Below are 24,509 nucleotides of genomic sequence, written 5' to 3'. Positions count from 1 at the left end.
GTTCGATGTTGATTGCGAGCATGTTGCCGCTCGCGGTCCTTCTCGGAACCGGAGTAGCCAACGCATCCCCGGATGACACCCCTGTCACGTCACCGACGCGCCTCGAGCAGGGGCTACTCCCTCCGCAGGCCGTGCTCGTTCCGGTTGCCGAGTCGCCGGTCGACACCGCGGCTGCGGCAGACCCCCGCGGCGACAGACGACCAGCGCATCCGGTCGCCGACAGTCCGACCGAGACGGTCACCGCGCCGGACGCGCCGCCGACCGTGAGTCAGGAGCAGCTCGAGGCATTCTGCGCGCAGATCCCCGTCGATCCCCGCCAATGCACCGTCGCCGCCGTGGACGCGGGCGTCGGTGCGGCGATCGGTGCGGGCATCGCCGCGGGACTGTCCGCGCCGGTCGCGATAGCCGCCGCGTTGGCGGGCGCGGCGGCCGGGTTCATCGTCGGTATCCCGTTCCTGCCGACCGGCTTGGTTGTCGGCCCGCTCCTCGGCGCGGCCCTCGGCGTCACCATCGTCGCCATCCCCGCCGCCCTGCTCGGTGGGGCGCTCGGGGCGTCGATCGGGGCGTTGCTGGGCATCAACACGCCCCTCCCGCAAGAGGACGGCCGCACCGAGGAATCCGGCGCGCCCACCACCTCGCCGAACTGAGCGGACCTCACTCCAATCGTGCGTTGAGAATCCGGGCGATCTGAGCGATCGCACTCGGCTCGGTCATCGCCAGATGCGTCGTATCGATGTCGAAGACCGAGATCTGCCCGCGGACCACCCGCGCCCATCCCTCGTGCCCCGTGGCATCCGATCGCCTTTCCCGTGTCGCGGTGAAATAGAGCATGTCGCTGTCCAATACCGCGGGCCGCCATACGCCGACCGCCCCGATCGCCAGGTTGTAGGCATCGGTCAGGCGCTCGATCCGTGTGGCGTCGATACCGAGGCCGCGCCCCAGGTGCCGTTCGATCAGCTCGGCGGCCTCCTCGGCGGTCGCGTCGGGACTCACGAAATCGACGCCGAGGACCGGACCGAGATTGCTGATCAGCTCTCCCGCGGTGACCGCGGAGAATGTCGGCTCCTCGACAGCGTCCACCTCGGCGTCCAACAGCGCCAGCAGCGCGACCTGTTCACCGGCGGCGCGCATCTCGACGGCAACGGCATGGGCGATCACACCGCCCAGTGACCAGCCGAGGACGTGATAGGGACCGTGGGGCTGAACGGCGCGAATCTCGTCGAAGTAGCGTCGAGCCATCTCTTCGATCGTTGTCGGACCGGGGACCTCGCCGCCGATCTGCGGAGCCTGTAGGCCGTAGATCGGTCGACCGTCGGAGAGGTAGCGGTCGAGGGTGCGGTAACACCACGACAGGCCCGCGGCCGGGTGGATACAGAACAGTGGTGGTCGCTCACCGCCGGTCCGGATCGGCAGCAGCACGTCGAAGCCGTGATCGGTTCGCTCGACGACGGGACCCGAGCGCATTCCGGATTCGATCCGCTTCGCCAGGTCGGCGGGGCAGGGATCCGACAACATCCAGGCGATCGGCACCTCGTAGTCGAGTTCTTTCCGCAATTCGTTCACCACTTGCACCGACTTCAGCGAGTTACCGCCCAACGCGTAGAAGTCGTCGTCGGCGCCCACCCGATCCGCTCCGAGCACTGCTGCGAATGCCCGTGCGACCGCACCTTCCAGCCACGACGAAGGCTCCCTGAACTCCGCTACCGCGAGCACCGGCTCCGGTAGTCGCGTGGAGTCGAGCTTGCCCGACGCGGTCAGGGGCACCGTGTCGAGCACCATCACCGTGGTGGGCAGCATGTATTCCGGCAGTTTGGTCGCCGCGTGCGCCAAGACGGACGCGGTGTCGACCGCGGCGCCCGCGGCGGGCGTCAGGTAGCCGACGAGGTGATCCACCGCTCCCGTGGAGCGCACCACAGCGATCGCCCTGGCGATGCCGGGGTACTCGGCGAGTACCGCCTCGATCTCGCCCAGTTCGATACGCAGCCCGCGCAGCTTCACCTGGAAATCGGTGCGGCCCAGGTATTCCAATTCGCCGTCGTGGCGCCAACGCACCAAGTCTCCGGTGCGGTACAGGCGACCGCCGTCGCCGTACGGGTCGGCTACGAACCGTTCCGCGGTGAGTCCCGGTCGTGACCGATAGCCGCGGGCGAGCTGGGCGCCCGCCAAGTACAGCTCCCCGGCGACACCCGGCGGCACCGGATGCAACCGGTGGTCGAGGACGTATGCCCGCGCGTTCCATACCGGTGTGCCCATCGGCATGTTCGCGTTGTCGGCTTCGGTCACCCGATGCGCGGTCGCGCACACGCTGAACTCGGTCGGCCCGTATAGATTGTGCACCTCGACCCCGGGCACTGTTCGCCGCACCGCGGCCACCACCTCGGGGCCGAATGCCTCACCGCCCACCAGCAGCGTCCGCACCGACTCCAGCGACCGCGCGGGCGCCGCGTCCGCGAATACCGCCAGCATCGACGGCACGAACGCCGCGACCGTAACGCGCTGGAGGGCAATGGTTTCGGCGAGGTAGGCCGGGTCGGCATGTCCGTCGGCTCGTGCGATCACCATGCGCGCCCCTGCCGCCAGGGTCGCGAACAGCTCCCACACCGACATGTCGAACGTGGCTGGAGACTTCTGCAGCACCACGTCGTTCGGCGTCAGCGCGCAGAGCCCGCTGACCCAGAGCACCTGGTTCACCACCGACCAATGCGATATCGCAACACCTTTCGGCCGTCCGGTCGAGCCCGAAGTGAAGAGCACGTACGCGACGTTGTGCGGTCGCAGCGGCGCGAGCCGATCCGCGTCGGTGACCGGCGCGTCATCGAAACCGGCCAGCTCCAGCCCATCGAGGGACGACAGCTCCAGCACCGGTGCGGCGATCGACAGCATGTACGCGATGCGGTCGGCGGGAAGGTCCGGATCGACCGGCACGTACCCACCGCCCGCGGCGTGCACCGCGTACATGGCGGTGACCTGGTCCAGTGAACGCCGCATCCGCAGCGCCACCAAAGATTCCGGACCCACGCCCCGGGAGATCAACCACCGCGCCAATCGGTGCACGCGAGACGCGAATTCCGCGTAAGTCAGCGACTTTTCGCCGAATACCACCGCTGGCCGATCGGCATGCGCCCGCGCGGAGTCGGCGAAGATCGAGGGCAGCGTCTCGCCGGGCGGTAGCCGGTGTTCGGTCGAGTTCCACTGCGTCAGAACCGCTTCCCGTTCCTCGGCGCCGAGCAGTTCCACCTCGTGCACCGGCTGTGCCGGATCGGCCACCAGCGCGCACAGCAACCGCAGGAGGCGATCGACGATCATGGTTACCGTCGTCGCGTCGAAGAGGTCGCTCGCATAGGTCACCGCGCCAGTGACGCCCGCCGGGGCGCCGGTGGCGTCGTAGGAATCCGAGACCGTGATCTGCAGATCGAACAGCGCGGTGTCGGTGTCGGCCGTCACGGCCGACGCCGAGAGCCCCGGCAGTTCGAACTCGGCCCTGCCGATGTTCTGGAATGCCAGCATCACCTGGAACAGTGGATGGTGCGCGTGCGAGCGCACCGGGTTCAGCTCCTGCACCAGTCGCTCGAACGGAACATCGGCGTGCCCGAACGCGGCCAGATCGGTTCCGCGCACCTCCTCGAGCAGCTGGGTGAACGTCATCCCCGGGGTCAACCGGGTCCGCAGCACCAGGGTGTTGACGAACATCCCGACCAGATCGTCGAGCTCCGGCTCGCCGCGTCCCGCGTACGGAGTGCCGATGGCGATGTCGTCGGTATCGGCCAGCCGGGCCAACGTAGCGGCCAGCGCGGCATGGAACACCATGAACAGTGTCGTGTTGTGCACCCGCGCGACCCGCTGCAATCCCGCGTGCAGATCGGCGCCGACGGCTATCGGTACGCTCGCGCCCGAATAGGTCTGCACGGGTGGACGCGGACGGTCGGTCGGCAGCTCCAGCAAGACCGGCAGCTCCGCCAATGCGACTGTCCAGTAGTCGATCTGGGCGCGCAACAGGGACTGGGGATCGTCTTCGGTCCCCAGCACGGTTCGCTGCCAGATCGCGTAGTCGGCGTACTGCACCGGCAGTGGCGGCAGGCTCGGTGTCTCCCCGGCCAGGTGGGCCGCGTACGCGGTCATGGTGTCTCGTGCCAGCGGGCCGAGCGACGATCCGTCGCAGGCGATGTGGTGCACCACCACGGCGAGGACCCACTCGTTCGGCGCGAGCTCGAACAACCGGATCCGCACCGGCGCGTCGACCGTCAGATCGAACACCGTCGAGACGAACGCCGACAAGGCCTCGGCCAGTTCATGTTCCGCGACGGAGGTCACGGTCAGCGGCGCGATCGCCGCGGCGGGAAGGACGACCTGCGACGGCTCGCCCTCCCCATACGGGTACACGGTCCGCAGTACCTCGTGCCGGTTCAGCACCTCCTCGACGGCCGCGCACAGCGCGTCGAGATTCAGCTTCCCGGACAGCCGTAGCACGATCGGGATGCTGTAGGCCGCCGAGCCGGGCTCGAGCTGGTTCAGGAACCACATGCGCTGCTGTGCGTACGACAGCGGAATGCGCTGCGGCCGTTGCTGTGCGGTCAGCGCCACCCGGCCGGTGTCGGCCCGCGATTCGGCGCAGGTGGCCAACCTCGCGACCGTCGGCGCCTCGAAGATCATCGACGCCGGGATGGTCGCGTCGAGCGCGGCGCCGATCCGGGCCGCTACCCGAATCGCCACCAGGCTGTTGCCACCGAGTTCGAAGAAGTCGTCGTCGGCGCCTACCGGACCGTCGATGCCGAGGATCTCGGCGAACACGCCCGCGACTATCTCCTGCACCGGTGAGGCCGGGGCCCGGAATCGCTTGGCCTGGACGACCGGTGCGGGCAGGGCCGCGCGGTCGAGCTTTCCATTCGGCGACAGGGGAATCGCGTCCAGGATCATCACCGCGGCGGGCACCAGGTACGACGGCAGCACCTCGGCCAACGACGCCCGCAACTGTTCACCCGACAGGCCCGCCCCGGCTTCGGGCACCGCGTAGGAAATCAGCATCTCCGGCCCCGTGTCATCCTGCCGCGCGACGGTGACCGCGTATGCCACATCCGCCCGCGCGCTCAGCACCGCGTCGATCTCGCCCAGCTCGATCCGATAGCCGCGGATCTTCACTTGGGAATCGTTGCGCCCCAGGAACTCCAGGGCGCCGCCGGTGTTCCAGCGCACCACATCACCCGTGCGATACATGCGATGTCCCGGTTCCCCGAACGGATGCGCCACGAACCGCGCCGCGTTCGTCGCCGCCCTGTTCAGGTACCCGCGCGCCAGCGCAGGGCCCGCGACATACAGCTCTCCGGCCACCCCGACCGGCACCGGCTGCAACCGGGCATCCAGGACCAGCGCCTGCGTTCCCGGCAGCGGGGCACCGATCGTCGGCCGCTCATCCGATCGCAGCGCACCCGTCGCGGTGGCGGCGATCGTGGCCTCGGTCGGCCCGTACAGCACCTGGAACTTTCTGACGCCCGCGCTGTCGGTGCCCGCCCATCGGCTCACCAGATCGGCCGGGACCTCCTCCCCACCGGACATCACCAGCCGCAGGTCGTCCAGCCCGTCCGGATCCACCGACGCGAGCGCTGCCGGGGTCAGGAAGGCGTGGGTGACCCGTCCCACGCGCAGGAGCTCGGCGAGTTCGCCGCCGCCGTAGATCTCGGTCGGCGCCACGACCAGGACAGCGGCCCGGCTGACGGCGATCAGGATCTCCAGCACTGCGGCGTCGAACGACGGCGACGCGAAATGCAACACCCTGGAGGTGTGCCGGAGTTCGCGGTCGGCGCGCCACACCGAGATCAAGTCGGCGATGCCGGAATGGGTGATGGCGACGCCCTTCGGCACTCCGGTCGATCCGGAGGTGAAGATCACGTAGGCGATATCCGCGGCCCGCAGCGGCCGCGACCGCTCGTCATCGCTGATCGGGCCGCTCGCCGACGCGTCGATCCACGCGGCGACGGCCGGGTCGTCGAGGACGATCCAGTCCACCGAATCCGGCACCTCGGCACGCGCCGCCGACACCGTAATCCCCAGCGGTGCACCTGAATCCGAGACCATTTGCTCGATCCGGCTCGCCGGATAGCCCGGGTCCACCGGTACGTACGCGGCGCCCGTCTTGACCACCGCCCACCACGCGACCACCGATGCCATCGACCGCGCCGCCGCCACCAGCACCGGACGCTCCGGTCCGGCGCCACAACCGATCAGTACCCTCGCCAGCCGACTGGACCGCTCGTCCAGCTCCGCGTACGTCAGCGTGGCATCCCCCGCGACGACGGCGATACCGTCGCCGTTGTCGCGTACGGCCGAGGCGAACACGTCCGGCAGCAATCCGGAGGGCTCCGCAGCCGCCACGGTCCGTGTCCCGACGCGCGACGTGAGCGCCGCGCGCTCGTCGGCTTCCAGCAAGTCGATGTCCCCGATCACCACGGCCGGATCGTCGGCGACGGCTTCCAGCACCCGCACCAACCGTCGGACGATCGCCGCTGCGCTCGCCTCGTCGAACAGATCCCGCGCGTAGGTCATCGTTCCCGAGATACCGTGCGCCACATCGGTATTGCCGAACGAATCGGACAGCACCAGTTGGAGGTCGAACTGGGTCGCCCCGGTATCGGCGTCCACTCGGGCTACCCGGACGCCGGGTAGCGCCACATCGACCGTCGACACGTTCTGGAACGCCAGGACCACTTGGAACAACGGATGCCGCGCCGCCGATCGCTCCGGGCTCAACGCCTCCACGACCCGCTCGAACGGCACGTCCGCGTGCTCGAACGCGAGCAGGTCCGTCTCGCGAGCGCGCATCAGCAACTCGGCGAACGGTTCGCGGGTATCGACCCTGGTCCGCAAGGCGAGGGTGTTCACGAACATCCCCACCAGATCGTCCAGCGCGGGCTCACCGCGTCCCGCGACCGGGGTGCCGATCACCACGTCATCGCTGTCGCCGAGTCGCCCCAATACCGTTGCCAGCGCGGCATGCATCACCATGAACAGCGACGCTCCGCGCGCCCGTGCCAGCCCGAGCAGCCGCTCGTGCAGACTCGCATCGATCTCCACGGGCACCCGGCCGCCCGACAGCGACGCGACGGCCGGACGTGGTCGGTCCGCGGGCAGTTCCAGCCGGTCGGGTGCGCCCGCGAGCGTCGAGCGCCAGAACTCCAGCTGCGCGGACAGCAACGACGCCGGATCGTCCTCGGTCCCCAGCATCTGCCGTTGCCACCACGCGAAATCCGCGTACTGCACGGCGAGCGGCTCCCATTCCGGCGCGTGCCCGGCCAGTCGCGCGGCATACGCCGCCATCACGTCACGGGCCAGCGGTCCCATCGACTGACCATCGCCTGCGATGTGATGGACCACCAGTGCCAGTAGGAATTCTCCTGTGTCGCCGTCGAATTCGAACAGCCCCACGCGCATCGGCACCGCGGTCGTCACATCGAATCCGCGCCGCACGAACTCGCCCACCACCTCCGGGACCGAATCCGCGGACACCAGCACCGGCTCCACCGGCACCGCGGGCTCGTCGAGAACGACCTGCCGCGGCTCACCGGAGACCTCCGGGTAAATCGTCCGCAGTACCTCGTGACGTGCCATCACATCCGCGAGCGCGGCCGCGAGCGCCGCGGTGTCCAACCGTCCCGACAGCCGCAGCAGCACCGGAATGTTGTACGCCGCGGAGTCCGGATCGAACCGGTTCAGGAACCACATCCGCTGCTGCGCCAGCGACAGCGGCACGGGGTCGGGGTGCACTCCGGGTAGCAGGGGCAACCGGCCCACGCCGCTGAGTGTCCCTGCGAGCGCGGCCAATTCGCCGACCGTCGGGGCCTCGAACACCGACCGCACCGGCACGCGCACCTCCAGGGCCGCGCCTATCCGCGCCACCACCAGCGAGGCGCTCAGCGAATCGCCGCCCAGCGCGAAGAAGTCGTCGTCGACTCCCACCCGGTCCACGTCGAGCACCTGCTCGAATGTCCGCGCGACCAACTCTTCCAATCCCGGTGAAGGCGCCCGGAATTCGCGCGCGACGGCAACCGGTTCGGGTAACCGCTCGCGATCCAGCTTCCCGTTGGCGGTCAGCGGCACCTCGTCCAGCACCACCACCGCGGACGGCACCATGTACCGGGGCAACGCCTCGGCCAGTGCCGCGCGCAACTCCTCGCCCGACACCTCCGCCCCGGTCGCGGCCACGACATAGGACACCAGCAGCGTTGATCGCCCCTCGTCACTGCGCGGCACGGTGACGGCGTATGCCACATCCGCACGCGCGCCCAGCACCGCGTCGATCTCCCCCAGCTCGATCCTGGTGCCGCGCACCTTCACCTGAAAGTCGTTGCGCCCCAGAAACTCCATCTCGCCGGCGGCGGTGCGGCGCACCATGTCGCCGGTCGCGTACATGCGCTGGCCCGGCTCCCCGAACGGGCATGCGACGAACCGCGCCGCGGTCAACGCCATCTTGGCGACATACCCATCGGCAACGCCGGGGCCGAACAGGTACAGCTCGCCCGCGACACCGGGTGGCACGGGCCGCAACCAGGTGTCCAGGACAACGGCCGCGACCGTGCCGACGGGCCTGCCGATCGTGACCGCGGCGCCCGGCGTCAGAGCGTCGCCGGAGGTAGCCCAGATCGTGCATTCCGTCGGCCCGTAGACATTGATCATGGCGCGATCCGGCGCCCACCGATCGACCAGTTCCGGCCCGACCGGCTCACCGGCCGCCGCCAGCACGCGCAACCCGTCGAGACCATCGCACGGAACCGTCGCCAGCGCCGAGGGTGTCACTATCGCGTGCGAAATACCCTCGCGGCGCATCAGTTTCGCCAGCTCGGGCCCGGCGTAGACATCGGCGGGTGAGATGACGAGCCGACCGCCCGAGCCGTGCGCCATCAACAACTCGAAGATCGAGGCGTCGAAGCTGGGCGAGGCGACCTGCAGCACCACCGACGCCGGGTCGACGCCGAGTATTCGCCGCTGCGCCGCGACGATCTCGGCCAAGCCGCGATGGCTGACGAGAACGCCCTTGGGCGTTCCGGTCGACCCAGAGGTGTAGCTCACGTACGCGATCTGGTCCCGCCGAATCGGCCCGCCGCGTTCGACATCGGTGATCGGCGCACCAGAGACCGAGTCCAGGGTGTCGTGCGTCTGCTCCTCGTCGAGGACCAGCCAGTCGACGCACTCGGGGAGATGCTTCCTGGTCGACGCATCGGTCAGTCCGACAACCGTTTTCGAGTCCGACAGCAAGAACTCGATACGCTCCGCCGGCAGGATCGGATCGATCGGCAGTACGGCGGCGCCGGTCTTGGCCACGGCCCACAGGGTCAGCGTCGCCGCCGGGGATCGCGGAAGCACGGAGGCGACGACCTGTCCGCGCTGGGCGCCGTGCCACAGCAGGATCCGAGCCAGACGTGAGGATCGCTCGTCGAGCTGCCGGTAGGTCATGGCAGCCGCACCGCATCGCACGGCGATCGCGTCTGGTTCGGCGGCAGCGGAGGCGGCGAGTATGCCGTCCAATGTGTCCGGAATCGCCGCTTCCGCAACCGAAACCGGCCACAGCGGACCCGATTCCCCGGCGAGCTCGCCGAGCCGCACGTCCGCGTTCGCGGCGATCCGGCACAGCAGCTCGACGAAGCGATCGAGAATCCGGCGCGCCGAGGCGGTGTCGAACGCGCGCTCGTGGAACCGGAGGGTAATCCGCAGCCCCTGCACCTCGCCGTCCTCGGACTGCTTCGGTTCCACGGCCAGGCTCAGCGGGTACGGCGTCGCGTCCACACCGCTGAGTTCGTCCACCCGCAAGCCCGCCGAATCGACGAGTTCCTGCAGCGCCGTCCGGTCGATGGGGAACGACTGGAAGGTGATGACGGTGTCGAAGAGTTCGGGCAGGCCGACGCTGCGGTGAATCTCGGGTAGGCCGATATGGTGATGCTCCAGCATGCGGGCGTGCCGCACCTGAATGCCGGTCAGCAACTCGCGCACCGTCATGGTGGGTCGCAGCGGGACTCGCACCGGAATCGTGGTGAGGAACATGCCGAGCGTCTGATCGACCAGCGGCAGCTCCGGAGGCCTGCCCGACACCGCGGCGCCGAACATCACATCGGTCTCGCCGGTCGATACACGCAGATTCAGCGCCCAAGCCGCGGCCACCGCGGTGTTGATGGTGACGGCCGTCTCCGCCGCCACTAGACGGAGTTCCGCGAATCGATCCGCCGTGAGTTCGGCCGCGACCTCGGCGGCGCAGACCGAGCCCGCCGACGAGGCTTCGCGGGACACCCGGGTGGGTCCGTCGACATTCGAAAGCTCCTGCGCCCATGCCGCTTTGGACGCGGCGCTGTCCTGCCGAGCCAGCCAGGACAGATAGTCACGGTAGGAGGGAGCGGGACCGGCGGAGTCGATACGCGCGGGAGATCCGTAGTAGTCGAGCAGTTCTCGCATCAGCAACGGCATCGACCAGCCGTCCAGGATCGCATGGTGGTTCGTGACGAGCAGCCGGAAGGACCGCGCGTCGAGCCGGATCAGCGTCAAGCGCAGGAGCGGAGGAGCCGACAGGTCGAATCCCGCCGCCGCGTCGACCGCGGCGATCGCGCCCGGGTCGGCGGGCGATCCCGCGTCGACACCATCGGCGAGATCTACCTCGCGGAACGGGATTTCGGCATGGTCCAGCACGACCTGGCACGGCCCGCTCGCCGTCTCCACGAAGGCGGCCCGAAGGATGTCGTGCCGGTCGACCACGGCTTGGGCGGCACGCCGCAGGCGCTCACCGTCGACCGCGCCGGACAATCCGATCATCGTCTGGACGGTGTAGTTGTCCCCGGCACCCGGGTCGAACGTCGAGTCGAAGTGCATCCCGGATTGCATGGGCGACAACGGCCACACGTCGGACAGGCCGGGGTACTGGCGTTCCAGCCGATCGAGGTCGTGTTCGGTCAGCGTGACGAGCGGGGGCTCCGAAAAGCGGTCCGCCGTCGGGCGCCGGGCGGGTTCCTCGACCGCCACCGGGGCGGCGATGTCGTCCGCCAGTGCGGCGAGCGCAGCAACCGTCTTGTGTTCGAACACATCTCGCGGTGTGAGTGTGAGCCCGGCGGATCTCGCCAGTGCCACCAGCCGCATCGAGACGATGCTGTCCCCGCCGAGCGCGAAGAAGTTGCTGTCGGCGGACACCGTGTCGAGATGGAGTACATCGGCGAAGAGTCGCGCCACGATCTGCTCGGTAGGCGTCGACGGCGATCGCCCGCCCGCGGCGTCGGCAGCGAAAGGGCGCTGCCGCAGGGCTTCCCGGTCGATCTTGCCCGTGGGAGTGCACGGCATCTCGTCGAGCCGCACGATCGCCGCCGGATTCATGTACCGGGGTAGCCTGGCCGCGAGATCGTCGCCGATCGCCGCCACATCCACGGCGGAGCCCGGCGCGGAGACGACATAGGACACCAGAACCGGTTCACCGGAAGAGCCTTGCACCGCGACGGTGGCGACACTCGCCACGTCCGGGTGCCGGGCGATGTGGGCATCGATCTCCCCCGGCTCGATCCGCAGCCCGTGAACCTTGACCTGCTGATCGCAGCGGCCCAGGAATTCCAGCGCCAACCCGGCGGGTCCGCGCACCCAGCGCACGGAATCACCGGTGCGGTAGATCCGCTCGCCGCGAGTGGATCGCGGGTCCGCGACGAAGCGCGACGCCGTCACGCCCGGTCGATCGATGTACCCGCGGGCGAGTCCGGGCCCACCGACGTAGAGTTCGCCCGCGACACCGACCGGCACCGGTCGCAGCCAGGTGTCGAGAACCAGCGCGGACGCACCGCGGATCGGGCCACCGATCGTCACCGGTTCGCCGGGTACGAGGGCGTCCGACCCCGTCGCCCAGATCGTGCACTCGGTCGGTCCGTAATGGTTCATCAGCCGTCGCCCGGCGCCCCACCGGTGCACGGTGTCCGGCCCGGTCGCTTCGCCGACGACCGCGAGCGTTGTCAACGAGGGAATCCGGGACGGATCCATCGTGTTCAGCACCGACGGGGTGAGGATCGCGTGCGAAACCCGCTGGGACCGAATCAGTTCCTCGAGATCGGTCCCGCCGTACACCTCCGGCGGCGCCACGACCAGACAGGCGCCACTGCCGTGCGCCAACAGCAACTCCGACAGGCAGGCGTCGAATCCCGGCGACGCGACCTGCAACACCCGCGCATCGGTATCCACACCGAACGCGTCGATGTGCGCCGCGACCAGGTCGGCCAGGCCTCGATGGCTGAGCTGGACCGCCTTCGGCGTACCGGTCGATCCGGACGTATAGATCGCGTATGCCGCGTTGTCGGCGGACAATCGGCCGGTATCGGCCGGATGGGGTAGACCATCGTGACCGTCCGAAGCCGGAGCGTCCAGCAGCAACCAGTCGACAGTGTCCGGAAGCCGCTGTGCCACAGCGCTGGTCGTCACGCCGAGGCCGGTCCGCGAGTCGGACAACAACTCCCCGATCCGCGCGGCGGGATTGCCGGGATCCACCGGCAGGAACGCGGCGCCGGTCTTCGCCACCGCCCAGATCGCGACGACCAGTTCGGCCGAACGGGGCACGGCCAGCGCGACGAGCGACTCGGCCCGTGCACCGTGGCTCGCCAGCAGGCAAGCGAACGCGTCGGCGCGACGCTCCAGCTCACGATACGTCCACGAGGAGTCACCGCACCGGACTGCCACAGCGTCCGGATACCTCCGCGCGGTCCCCCACAGGACGTCGCGTAGCACGAGCGCCGCGGCCGGGTCCTCGCCGCGTACCGAAAGCAGTTCCGCGCGTTCGGAATCCCGGTACGAGGAGACGTCGGACACCCTCCGGGCGGGGTCCATGACGATCTGCCCGATCAGCAGCTCGAATCGTTCGAGCAGTGTGCGGGCCTCGTCCGCATCGAATCGGTCGGTAGCGAATTTCAGTGTCACCGTGTAGGTGTCGGGCTCGTCGACGTCCGGTCGTCCGTCGCGGCCCGACCGCGGCGGGGTCACCTGCAAGCTCAGGGGATACGGCGTGGCATCGTGGGCGTCGACCTCGACGAGCCGCAAACCGGCGTCGGAGAGATCGCGTGCCAACAGTTCTCGGCCCAGTGGATAGGACTCGAGTACCGTCGCGGTGTCGAACATATCGGTGATTCCGATGACCCGTTGCAACTCAGCCAGACCGATGTACTGGTGATCCAGCATCGCGGCCTGCTCGGATTGCACACGGACGAGCAGGTCACCGACGGTCTCGTCGGGTTCGAGCCGGACGCGGACGGGCAGCGTGTTGACCAGGAGCCCGACCATGCGCTCGATGTCCGGAAGCTGCGGCGGGCGCTGCGACATCGTATTGCCGAACACCACGTCCGACCGTCCGGTCGTGGCGGCCACCAGCAATGCCCACGCCACCTGCAGGGCCGTGTTGGGCGTGACGCCGTGCGAGCGCCCCAGCTCGAAGATCGCGGCGGTGGTCGCGGCGTCCAGGTTCATGCCGACTTCACCGGCGTCCGCGGCGGCTGTTCGATCCGGCCCGCCCGCGACCCGGGTCGGACTGTCGATTCCGGCGAGCATCTCCTGCCACGCGGCGATCGCGGCGGCGCGATCCCGAGTTTGCAACCACCGCAGATATTCTCGGTACGAACGAGGGGGCGCGAGGTCGGCGGTATCCCCGTCGGAGGCGTACAAGGCGAGCAACTCGTGGATCAGCAGAGGCATCGACCAGCCGTCCAGCACGAGATGGTGGTTGGTGACCAGCAGCTGGAAAGTATCGACGCCGGTACGCACGAGGTGGAAACGCACCAGCGGCGGGTGAGCCGGGTCGAACGGAGCCGCGGCCTCGGCCGCGAGTCGCCGAAGCGCTTCCGCCTGCGGGGCGACATCGCTGACACTCGACTCGCTCCACTCGACCCGGGTATCGCGCAACACGATTTGCCGTGGCCCGTCGGCACTCTCGACGAACGCGGTCCGCAGGCTGTCGTGGCGGTCGACGAGCACCTGCGCGGCCCGCCGCATCCGCTCCGTGTCCACGTGCCCGGCGAAGGTCAGCGCCGCCTGCACGATGTAGCCGTCGTCGCCGTCTCGGTCGTAGATCGTATGGAACAGCAGCCCGGACTGCAGGGCGGTCAGCGGCCACACATCGGTCATCGACGGGTATTCCCTCAGCCAGCCGTCGATTTCGTGCTGCGACACCGTGGTCAGCGGGAAGTCGGAGGGAGTGAAGCCCGGTGTGGTGTCGGATCGGACGTGCTCACCCAGCGCCAGCAGTGCCCGAGCCCACAGCCCGGCGAGTTCGTCGACCTCCTCGACACTCAACACCTGCGAGGCGAACTCCCAGGTCGTGTCGAGTTCGAGTCCGTCGCTGCCTTCCTCGGCGATCGCGTTGATGTCGAGGACGGCGGCCAGCGCCATCGCCGGATCGCTCGTCGCGGTCAGCGCGGTGAATTCGGTGGTGGGCGCCCACGGCCCCGAGTGCTCAGCGGCGCCCACCCGCCCGAGGTAGTTGAAGCTGATCTGCGGTTCGGGCAGACCGCCGAGCTCGGCACTGCCCTGGGGATCGAGACAACGCAGCATTTGATAGCCGATGCCGTTGTCCGGCACCGCACGCAGCTGCTCCTTCACCTGCTTGATCGCGTGTCCCGCACTCGGTCCACCGGCCAGCGCATCATCGAGATCGATGTTCTCCCAGTCGATCCGGACCGGGAAGCGGGTGGTGAACCAGCCCACCGTGGAGCTGAGATCCGCGCCGGGCACGGCCCGCTCCTCGCGGCCGTGTCCCTCCAGCGAGATCAACTCTCCGGCGGCCGCCACCGCACCACGCCTGCGCCGCCACTCACTCAGTGCCAGTACCAAAGCCGCCAGCAGCGGTTCGTTGGCACTGCAGTGGAAGCGATCCGGAATGGTGGTGAGCACCGCCTCGGCGACCGCCGCCGGGATGCGCTGACGAACCCGGCCGGCCGTGGCTCCGACGTCACGATCCGGCAGCAGACGGCGCGAGCCGAGAAGTTGATCGCCGCGCTCGAGCACGTCTTTCCAGTGTTCGAGTTCCGCCGACCGCCTGCCCGACGCCTGCACGACCAGGCCGTGCGCCCAGCGCCGGAACGAAGTGCTGACCTGTCCGAAATGCGGTGCGCCGCTGGACATTCGCGTCCAAGCCTGCGCGAGGTCGGCGACGATGATGCGCCAGGACACCGCGTCGACGGCGAGGTGGTGGATCACCAGCCACATCAGGTCGGGTCCGGACCGGTCGCGATCCCGAATCCAGACGGCCTGGACGAGCACACCACTGCCGGGATCCAATCTATCCGCCGCTTTCTGCAGGTGGCGATCGACTTCGGCGGCGTCACGTCGATCGAGCCAGACGTCGACGAGCGCGGCGTCCGGGTCGACGGCTTCCCGATCGAGCACCTCGACGTACGGATCGACCGAATCGCCGCCGCGCAGCACCGCGCGCAACATGTCGTGGCGCTCCAGCAGGGATCCCACGACGCGCACTAGACCCGCCCGGTCGACCCCCTCGGGCAGCTGCACGAGCGCGGCCTGCGCGAATCGGTCGTAGTGACCCCGATCGAGCATCGCGCGCATGATCGGCGACAGCGGCATCGGCCCCACGCCGGCACCGGGCAGCTCGGCCAACTCGAGGGTGTCGACGGCTTCCGTCGCCGTGGCCGCCAGGCCCGCGACGGTCTTGTGCACGAACACATCCTGGGTGGAGAAACTCAAGCCCTCGGCCTTGGCCCGCGCCACCAGCCGGATCGACAGAATGCTGTCGCCGCCGAGTGCGAAGAAGCTGTCGTCCGCCCCGACCCGAGGCACGCCGAGCACCTCGGCGAAAAGCCGTGCGACCGTCTTCTCCCGAACCGTGGCCGGCGCCCGGCCGACCGGCGCGGTCCCGAATTCGGGCTTCGGCAAGGCGCGGCGATCGACCTTGCCGAAGGCGTTCACCGGGAGGGCGTCCAGCGCGACGATCACCGCCGGGACCATGTGCGGCGGCAGCGAATCGCGGGCGAAGCGCTGAAGTAGGAGCGGATCGACGCGACGGCCAGCGACCGGGACGACGTAGGACGCCAGTACGGTCGTGCCGACGTTGTTGCGGACCGGCACCGTGACGGCGAGATCCACGTCCTCGTGGGCGGTGAGCGCGGCGTCGATCTCGCTCGGCTCGATCCGGTAACCGCGGATCTTGACCTGGAAGTCGCCGCGCCCCAGCAATTCCAGCGTCATCTCGGCGTCGTCGCCGGTCCAGCGCGCGATGTCGCCGGTGCGGTACATCCGCTCGCCGGCGTCGCCGTACGGATCGGCGACGAACCGGGCGGCGGTTTCGCCGGGCAGTCGGCTGTAGCCACGGGCCAATCCCGGCCCAGCGAGGTACAACTCGCCCGCGGTGCCCTTGGGCACCGGCTGGAGGGTTCGGTCCAGCACCATCGCCGCGACGCCACGGAGGGGGCCACCGACCGTCTGGGCGCGGCCGGGTCTCAGCCCGGCGCCGAGGGCGGTCACGGTGGTTTCGGTGGGACCGTATTCGTTGTACATGGACAACGACTGGATCCACCGCTCGACGACGTGCGGCGGGCAGACGTCGCCACCGACCACGACCACCCGCAAGTCGGTCGCCGGACTCGGGTCCACGGTCGCCAGCATGGCGGGGGTCAGCGTCAGGTGGGTCACGTGCTCGTCGGCGAGCAGGCGCGTGAGCGGAGCACCGCCTGTCACTTCGGGCGGCACGATCACCAGCGTGGATCCGCTCGCGAAGCAGGTCAGAAACTGTTCCAGCGAGGCGTCGAAACTCGGCGAGAGGGCATAGGACACGCGGGATTTCGTGTCGATACCGTACGTGGCGGCCCGGTCGGCAACGAGATTCGCGAGGCCGGTGTGGGTGACCTGGACGCCCTTCGGCTTCCCGGTGGAACCCGAGGTATAGGTGACATAGGCGATATTGGACGGCCGTAGCGGGCGGATACGGTCTTCGTCGGAGATCGGCCCGCTCGCAGCGTCGCATTCCCCGAGGGTCGCGGGGTCGTCGAGAACCACCCGATGTATCTGTCGCGGGAGCCGCCCGCGCAGAGCGTCGACCGTGATCGCCACTGTCGCACCGCTGTCGGCGATGATGTGGTCTATCCGCTTCGACGGGTACTCGGGATCCAATTGGACGAACGCCGCACCACATTTCGCGACCGCCCACGTCGCCACGACCGATTCGACCGAGCGGGACAGCATGATCGCGACCGCCGTATCCGGCCCACAACCCAGGGCTATCAGATTCCGGGCCAGCTGGGAGGATCTGGTGTCCAGCTCGCCATACGTCATCGTCCGCCCGGCCGAGCTGATCGCGCACGCACCACGATTCCGGCGGGCGCTCGCGGCCAGAATCTCTGGAAGCAGTCGTGTTTCGACCCCGCCGGGCCCCCGCACCGGCAGCAGCGCGGACCGTTCCTGCGCTTCCAGCAGCGGCAGCCTGCTGATCGGACAGCCCGCTCCCCCGGCCAGGAACTCGTGCAGGAACATCAGGAAGCGGCGGTGGTGACCGGCGAGTTCCTCAGGGCTGTAGGCATTCGGATTGCCTTGGAAGTCGATGTGCGTACTGTCTTTGCCCGCACCCGGATAGATGTTGACGAAAAGGTCGGCGGTCGGGCCCGAGGTGAGGACGTGCAGGCGGCCTGTCGTCTCACCCAGCACGACCTCGTTCTCGACCATCATGAGGTTCACGGCCGGCCCGAAGGACGCCGCCTCGTCGCGCGCGATTCCCATATCGTGGAAGATGTCCTCTTGGCGATAACGCTGCCGCCGAAGCGCACTCGTCAGCTCGCTCAGCACCGCGGCGATCAGCTCACCCACGCTGCGGCCCGCGACCCGCACGCGCAGCGGGACGACATTGGCCACCATTCCCCCGGAGTGGCGCAGCACGGCGGAGTGCCGACCCGAAACCGGGAGGCTCAGCAATACTTCGTCGCTCCCGGTCATTCGCGCGAGATAGGCGGCGAACGCCGCGACGATGGTCGGTGTCACGCTCGTGCCGTTTCCGAGCACGACGCTTTCCAGCAGATGCGCTGTGGCCTCGGGCAATTCGTCGCTGACCAGCGTCGGATGAATGGTGGCCTTGCCCATGCGGCTGGAAAGGCTGACGAGGGGAGGCGCGTCCGCCAGATGCTCCGACCAGTATCTGCGGTCGTTGTCGAAACGCTCCGAACCCCGGTACGCCAGATCCTGCTCGACGACGACACCGAGATCCCGCGCCATACACGGCGGCGCTTCCTCGGAGTTCACCCACGCGTTGTACAGCGCGGTTATCCGGTGCAGCATGGTGACGGCGGCGAATCCGTCGAGCGCGATATGGTGCGCCCTCTGATACCATAGGAAATGGTTCGCGCCGACCTGGAACACGATGCTCGCCATGAGATCGTCACGCAATAGGTCCAGCGGAGCAGAATAGTCCTGAACCATGATTTCGCGCGCGGTCGCAACCGGATCGGCGTGTCGGCGCAAATCCATTACCGAGACCTGACCGCCACGTTCCTGGTCGATGAACTGACGCGGCTCTCCATCGACCTCGATGAGGCGCAGATGCCCCGAGCCGAACTCACGACTGGCGGTTCGGCAGGCCTCGGTGAGCAATTCCACGTCCAAATCGCCTACGATCTCGACGTATTGGGCCACCGATATCGGCGACGATTCCGCTAGATGCTGAGCGAACCAGATTCCCCGCTGGGCCGCGGTCAGTGGAAGGATGCCGGACGACGGACGTCGCGCGTATCCATTACCGTTGGAGTGCGCTCCGGAATCCTTTTCCCGATGTCCGGAGGAACGGAATGAGCTGATCTCCGACCGTTTCGATCGGTCCCGACTGTCATCGATGCCACGCTTTCGGCCCATTTCGAACCTCCGACGATATCGTTCATTTCAGGAGCTCAGTTGTATTGCCGTAAGGTTGCCTATATCGGATTGTTAGAAGTTTGCAACGTGGTTACGACAACCGGAATGCATGCTCAGGAAAATCATGACGATCGGCAACCGATCGCCGACAGCGGTCTCGCCGGCCGGACGTCTCCGTCATCCGCCCCATAGTCAGTTCACCTGCGGCGCAAGCCCCAGGACTGAGGTCACAGTTTTGGATACGATACAGCGTCTCGCAGCAAATATAGCGCAAGATCTTGCCACAAGGTCAAGACGGCCGTAACCTGGCATCAAATGCCCCACGAGCACCAAGGAGTAGTCCACACCGAGAGACAGCAATGAGTTGGCTATCGCTTGCTGTGAGCAGTCCCGGTTAGGACGATCCCATACGCCGGTCCCTCCGCGCGGTGCTATTGCACCGTGTGGTGAAATCGCGGGCTTGTTCATCGAAAAGCACTCCTTTAGTTCGCGCATCGAGCACAAGAGATGCTCCTTGACAGCCAGTCACTTACGACTGCCCGCGAGTTCCCGCCTGCCACAATTCGGCTGGGCGTTTTCCCGTGCGCCCGACACATCTCGGTGACCAGCTGGGAAACGTCGGAAGGCAGGGCTTATGGGGCACTTCGAGCCCGCGACCCGGCGCGGATGCCGAACTCGCGGCGCGCATCAACGATCTGCTGCTGCCGATCTTCAAGGGTGTTGGCTCCGAGCGCGCCTACCAGTACCTGGTTGCCGCCTTCACGATCATGGAAACAGAGCGCGGAGTGTTCGCGGCACTGGCGGTGGTGGGCACGCTGACGCTGGTGCGCCGCGAACCCACGCGGATGGACTGGCCGCCCTGGCCATCGTCGCGAGCAGGCGACACCACCGCCCCTCGCCCACCCCGGACAGCGACGCAATCCGCTGACCGGCGAGCAAGGCGGATGCCGGGAATGTGGCCGAAGTGATGTGGTTGTGCATCGTTTCGGTGCGCAACGCCCGCCGACTGTCTAGGCTCACGGAGCTTGTTGTCAGATCACCTGGAGTATCTCCGATGACGATGTCCTCGTCCGCAACGCACGGCAGGTCCGCGCGCGATTCGCCCATCGATACCGACGGCCCGCGGGTGCCGCTGTATTCGCCGGAGTTCGCGGCGGACCCGCACCGGGTCTATCGCGAGATGCGCGACCGCTACGGGTCTTTGGTGCCGGTGGACTTGGCGCCGGGTATCCCCGCGACCCTGGTGATCGGCTACTACACTGCGGTCCGGATCTTCAATGACCCGGACCATTTTCCGGCCGACCCGCGAACATGGCAGCAGAACATTCCAGCGGACTGTCCAGTGCTGCCGATGATGCAGTGGCGGCCGAACGCTTTGCGCAACGCGGGCGCCGACCATGCGAGGTATCGGAAGACGAATACCGCGGGTCTGGATCAGGTCGATCAGTACGGTTTGCACGCCACGGTCGCGGCGCTCGCGGTGCCGCTCATCAATTCCTTCTGTACCGAGGGCTCCGCGGATCTCGTGCGCCAGTACGCGTTTCCGCTCGCCTTCGGGGTGCTCAATGCCCTGCTCGGCTCACCGGCCGAGATCGCGGCCCGCGCCGCAAAAGGGATGGCCGCCGTGTTCGAGGGCGCCGACGCCGAACAGGGCAACCAGATGCTCATCGGCGCACTGCTGGAACTGACCCAGCTGAAGCGCGCCGAGCCCGGCGATGACGTCACGACGCGGATGCTGCAACATCCGGCGGGGTTGAGCGACACCGAAATGGTGCATCAATTGGGCACGCTGTACGGAGCGGGCATCGAGCCCCAACAGAACTTGATCATCAACACCCTGCTGTTGATCCTCACCGAGGAACGGTTCGGCGGGAGCGTACTCGGCGGGAGTCTGTCCACCCGGGACGCACTCGACGAGGTGCTGTTCGACGATCCGCCGATGGCGAACTTCTGCATCAGCTTTCCGCGCCAGCCGATTCTGATCGACGGCGTATGGTTGCCCGCGCATCAACCTGTCGTCATCAGCATAGCGGGCTGCAACAACGACCCGGAGATCAAAGCGGATCAGTACGCGGGCAATCGATCTCACCTGGCGTGGGGTGCCGGGCCGCACGTCTGCCCGGCTAGTTCGATGGCATACCTGATCGCCCAGGAGGCCATCGATCAACTTCTCGACGCCCTGCCCGAACTACGACTTGCGGTACCGCCCGATGAACTGACCTGGCGCCCAGGCCCGTTCCACCGAGCCTTGACCGCCCTGCCCGTCACCTTCCCGGAATCGCCACCGCTGCCGGAGATTCAGGCGGTGAACTCGGAACCCGGCTCTGGGCAGTTCAGCTCTCGGTCCGCTCCGGTTTCGGGATCAGAACGGTGAATGTCGCTCGGGGCGAAGACGCGCTGGCGAACGACCGCCGCACCTCGCACAATCTCAGGCGGCGAAGTCGCGACCAGGACCGCAGAAGTCCGGCCGCGACGGCTCAGGCGAACGGCCACCGCGTCAGGCGGTCCTCGGCGCGCGACTCATAGGGCCGCGCGCCGAGCAGGCGCGCCCGGTGCCGCGCGGCGATCACCTCCTCGCGCGCGCCGGGAAGTCCGAGGATGCCGCGGGCGGTACCGCGGTAGAGCCCGGACGGCCCGAGACACACCAGCCCCGGCCATTGCACGATCAATGTCTCGCCCCACCCCTGGGTGAACGGTTCGAGTTCGGCGGTGAGCTCGACCACCCGGTCGCGCTGCTCCGGCGCGCGCTGACCGACCGTGAGCAGCGCTTCGATCAGCAGCGGCACCCGTACCACCAGGCGCGGGCCGTGCAACCGCCCGGGCAGGGCGATGATCGACTCGATCGTCGACAGCGCGCGCTCGTGATCATCGACCTCCGCCGATGCCATCGCGACCACGAGCGCGAAGTCCTCGTCGAAGTCCTGAGCCATCCGGTCCACTTCGGCGAGTACCTCGCCGAGCCGTCCGCGATGCCACAGCTCGATCGAATTGCTGGTCAGCGCAGAGACTTCGGCGAGCAGCCGAGCGTGATCGTCGACCGCGCCGAGATCGTCGGCGAAGCGTGTCATGAGCGCCTGCGACTCCCGGTAGTCGCCACGCAGCACGGCGAGCATCACTTGCCACCACAGCTGAGTGGCCGCGAGGTCGATGTCGTCGGCGGAAGCGAGCCGGGCGAATTCGGCAGACAGCCGACGGACCAGCCGCATATCGCCCGTCTCGAGGGCACACACGCGGCGCAGGTGGACCGCCGTCGCCCGCGCCGTGCGGTCGTGGCCCGCGAGTTCCTCCAGTTCCTCGGCGATCTTGCGCCGGTCGGCGACGGTTGCCGGCCCCCACGTGCACAGGAACTCGGCCAGCAGTACCTGCGGCCACGATCGGCTTCCGGCCGCGCTGCGCGCCCGTGCCTCGGCCAGCGCGTCGAAATCCCCCGGCAGACCGTGGATCGCGCGGTCCGCGGCCTCGATCGCCTCCGCCGCGGCGACCAGCTCGGCGTCGAGATCGAGACGATGCGCCAGTGCCTGCGCCCGCAGCGCCGACGAACCCGCGTGCACCACACCGTATCCGGAGAAGTATCCGGCTACACCACGCGGTGCGGCGAGCAATGCGGTCCGCGCCAGGCCGGACCAATCTCGGCGTTCGGCGCAGCGCCGACCGGCCCGGTCGAAAGACGCGGCGGCCGCGTCGTAGTGGCCGAGACGGTGATGGGCCTGTCCCGCAAGCTGATCCAGCTCGATCAGCAGCTCCGCGTCACCGGGGTCGGCGTGCCGGAGCCCGCGCGCGGCGAGTTCGGCGCACTCGGTGAGCGCGTCCCGCCGCAGCGCGTCTCGCGCCGCGACCGAACAAGCATGCGCGGCAGCGAAATCCAGCGAATCGAGGGCGGCGGCGCTGCGATGCCGTGCCTGCGCCGTGAGCGCACCGGGTCGCAGGTCGGCCAGCGCGTCCGCGATTCGCTTGTGCAGCAGCGCCCTCCGCACTTCACCGATGGTGGCGAGCACGGCATCGCGCACGAGGTCGTGTTCGAAGGCGACGGCGCCGTCCTCGAGCGAGACGACCCGTGCGGCGACGAGCTCACCGATCCGATCGTCGAACCGTGGCTCGCTGTCGGCGGCCGCGACCAGTCCGATCGACGTGCGCGTACCGATCACGGCCAGCACCTCGGCGAGCGCTCGCGCCGAGGGCGAGACCGCGGACAGCTTTGCCGTCGTGATCTCGGGGGCCGAGCCGCTGACGTCCAAGGGGCGGCCCGCGCGAACGAGATCGCACAGTTGCGCCGCGACGAACGGACTACCGGCGCTCGAGTCGATGATCTGGTCGCGCACCTCCGGACCGACCGAACCGAGATCGTTGCGAACCAACTCGTCCACGGCCGCGGCGGACAGCGGAGGCAGGTCCACCACGACGTGAGTGCCCGCGGACTGGAGCGAGTTCACCTCCGCCGGGAGCGGCTCGGGGCGAACCGTCAGAAGCAGCAGCACGGGGTGGGCTCGCAGCACCCGCATGGCCGCCGCGATCATCCGAACCGAATCGGGATCGGCCCACTGCACGTCGTCGATGACCGCGACCAGATGTCCGGTCTCCCGCGCCACCTCGGCGAACAGCGCGGCGAGCGCGCGCGGTGTGGGGACATCGGGCACGGCGCGTCCGGCCAGCGCGGCCTGATCCAGCCACGGCATCAGCGTCGCCAACGCCGAGGCGCCCGTCCCGCTGATCCCCGCGGTGAAGAAGGCCACCTCGCCGTGGCGCCGCATGGCGTCCTCGACGACGGCCGTCTTGCCGATGCCGGGCGCGCCGCGCACCGTCACGACGGTCAGTCCCTGCCGGGACCGGTTCCACGCACGATTCAAGACAGCGGCGACGTCCGCACGTCCCACGAGGACCGATCGTTCCGCCGGGGCCGCCGCGGGCTTGGCCGGAGTGCGGATCTCGTTCTCGACCCGGACGGTGTCGGGCGCGGGATCGAGCCCGAGATCCTCCCGCAGCGAGCGGCGCAGTCGAACGAGAACGTCGAGGGCGTCGGAGACCCGTCCGCAGTCTCGCAGCGCCAGCGCCAGCAGCCGTGCCGTTCCTTCCCGCTGTGGATGCCGCTCGCATTCGTCGGTGAGCAGGGTGACCGCGTGCCGGGCGCGTCCGAGCACGATCAAACCCTCGGCGCACATCTCGACGAGTTCCGATCGCAGCTCGACCAGACGCGCCCGTTCCGGAGCGAGTTCGGCGACGTCGTCGACATCGCAGAGCGCCTCGCCGCGCCACAGGCGCAAGGCGCGTTCGAGCAGATCGACGGTTCGTCCGACATCACCGTCGGCGTGCGCCGCGCGCGCTTCCCTGGACAGCACGTCGAGCAAGTCGAGGTCGGTGCCGGATCCACCGCACCGCAGCACGTAGCCGTTCGGACTGGTCTCGATCCGGAATTCCGGAAGTGGCCGCAACGTCCGGCGCAACCGTGAGACGTAGCCCTGCAGCGTGACCAGTGCGCTCTCCGGCGGGCTGCGCCGCCACAGCAATTCGCACAGGTACGGCGCGCTCCGGGCGGTGCGTTCGGCCGCGAGAATCACCAAGAGCTCGGCGTGTTTGCGTGCCGGGATGGTGAGGCGGGCGCCGTCCGGGCCGCGCACTTCCAGCGGCCCGAGCACCGAGATGGCCGGGCGGTCGTCCTCGGACCCGCCGCGCACCAGCGTCAC

Annotated in this window: 4 protein-coding genes and 1 pseudogene; 3 read left to right on the top strand and 2 right to left on the bottom strand. The window is 68.5% G+C overall.

All coding sequences use genetic code 11. From position 1 onward, the window contains the following. Positions 1-131: 131 nt before the first annotated feature. Entirely contained in the window at positions 132-647 is a 516-nt protein-coding gene (locus tag ABZV58_RS17730; RefSeq protein ID WP_355001208.1) for a hypothetical protein, read from the top strand. A 7-nt stretch (positions 648-654) separates the two neighbouring features. Here ABZV58_RS17730 and ABZV58_RS17725 read toward each other — a convergent pair. After that, a pseudogene (locus ABZV58_RS17725) lies at positions 655-18,690 on the bottom strand (amino acid adenylation domain-containing protein); the annotation flags it as partial. 722 nt (positions 18,691-19,412) lie between these two features. Here ABZV58_RS17725 and ABZV58_RS17720 point away from each other — a divergent pair. Continuing rightward, positions 19,413-19,799 carry a hypothetical protein gene (locus tag ABZV58_RS17720; RefSeq protein ID WP_355001207.1) on the top strand — a complete coding sequence of 129 codons (387 nt, stop codon included), beginning with the start codon at positions 19,413-19,415 and terminating at the stop codon, positions 19,797-19,799. Between the two features lie 86 nt (positions 19,800-19,885). Continuing rightward, complete coding sequence (locus ABZV58_RS17715; protein ID WP_355001206.1) at positions 19,886-21,205, top strand: cytochrome P450; 1,320 nt, start codon at positions 19,886-19,888, stop codon at positions 21,203-21,205. 103 nt (positions 21,206-21,308) lie between these two features. Here ABZV58_RS17715 and ABZV58_RS17710 read toward each other — a convergent pair whose 3' ends face one another. Then, positions 21,309-24,509 carry a BTAD domain-containing putative transcriptional regulator gene (locus ABZV58_RS17710; RefSeq protein WP_355001205.1) on the bottom strand — a complete coding sequence of 1,067 codons (3,201 nt, stop codon included), beginning with the start codon at positions 24,507-24,509 and terminating at the stop codon, positions 21,309-21,311.

Source organism: Nocardia sp. NPDC004654 (assembly GCF_040609595.1).
Classification (GTDB): Bacteria; Actinomycetota; Actinomycetes; order Mycobacteriales; family Mycobacteriaceae; genus Nocardia.
The sequence above is the reverse complement of the archived record's forward strand: the minus strand, read 5'-3'. Positions and strand labels throughout refer to the sequence as shown.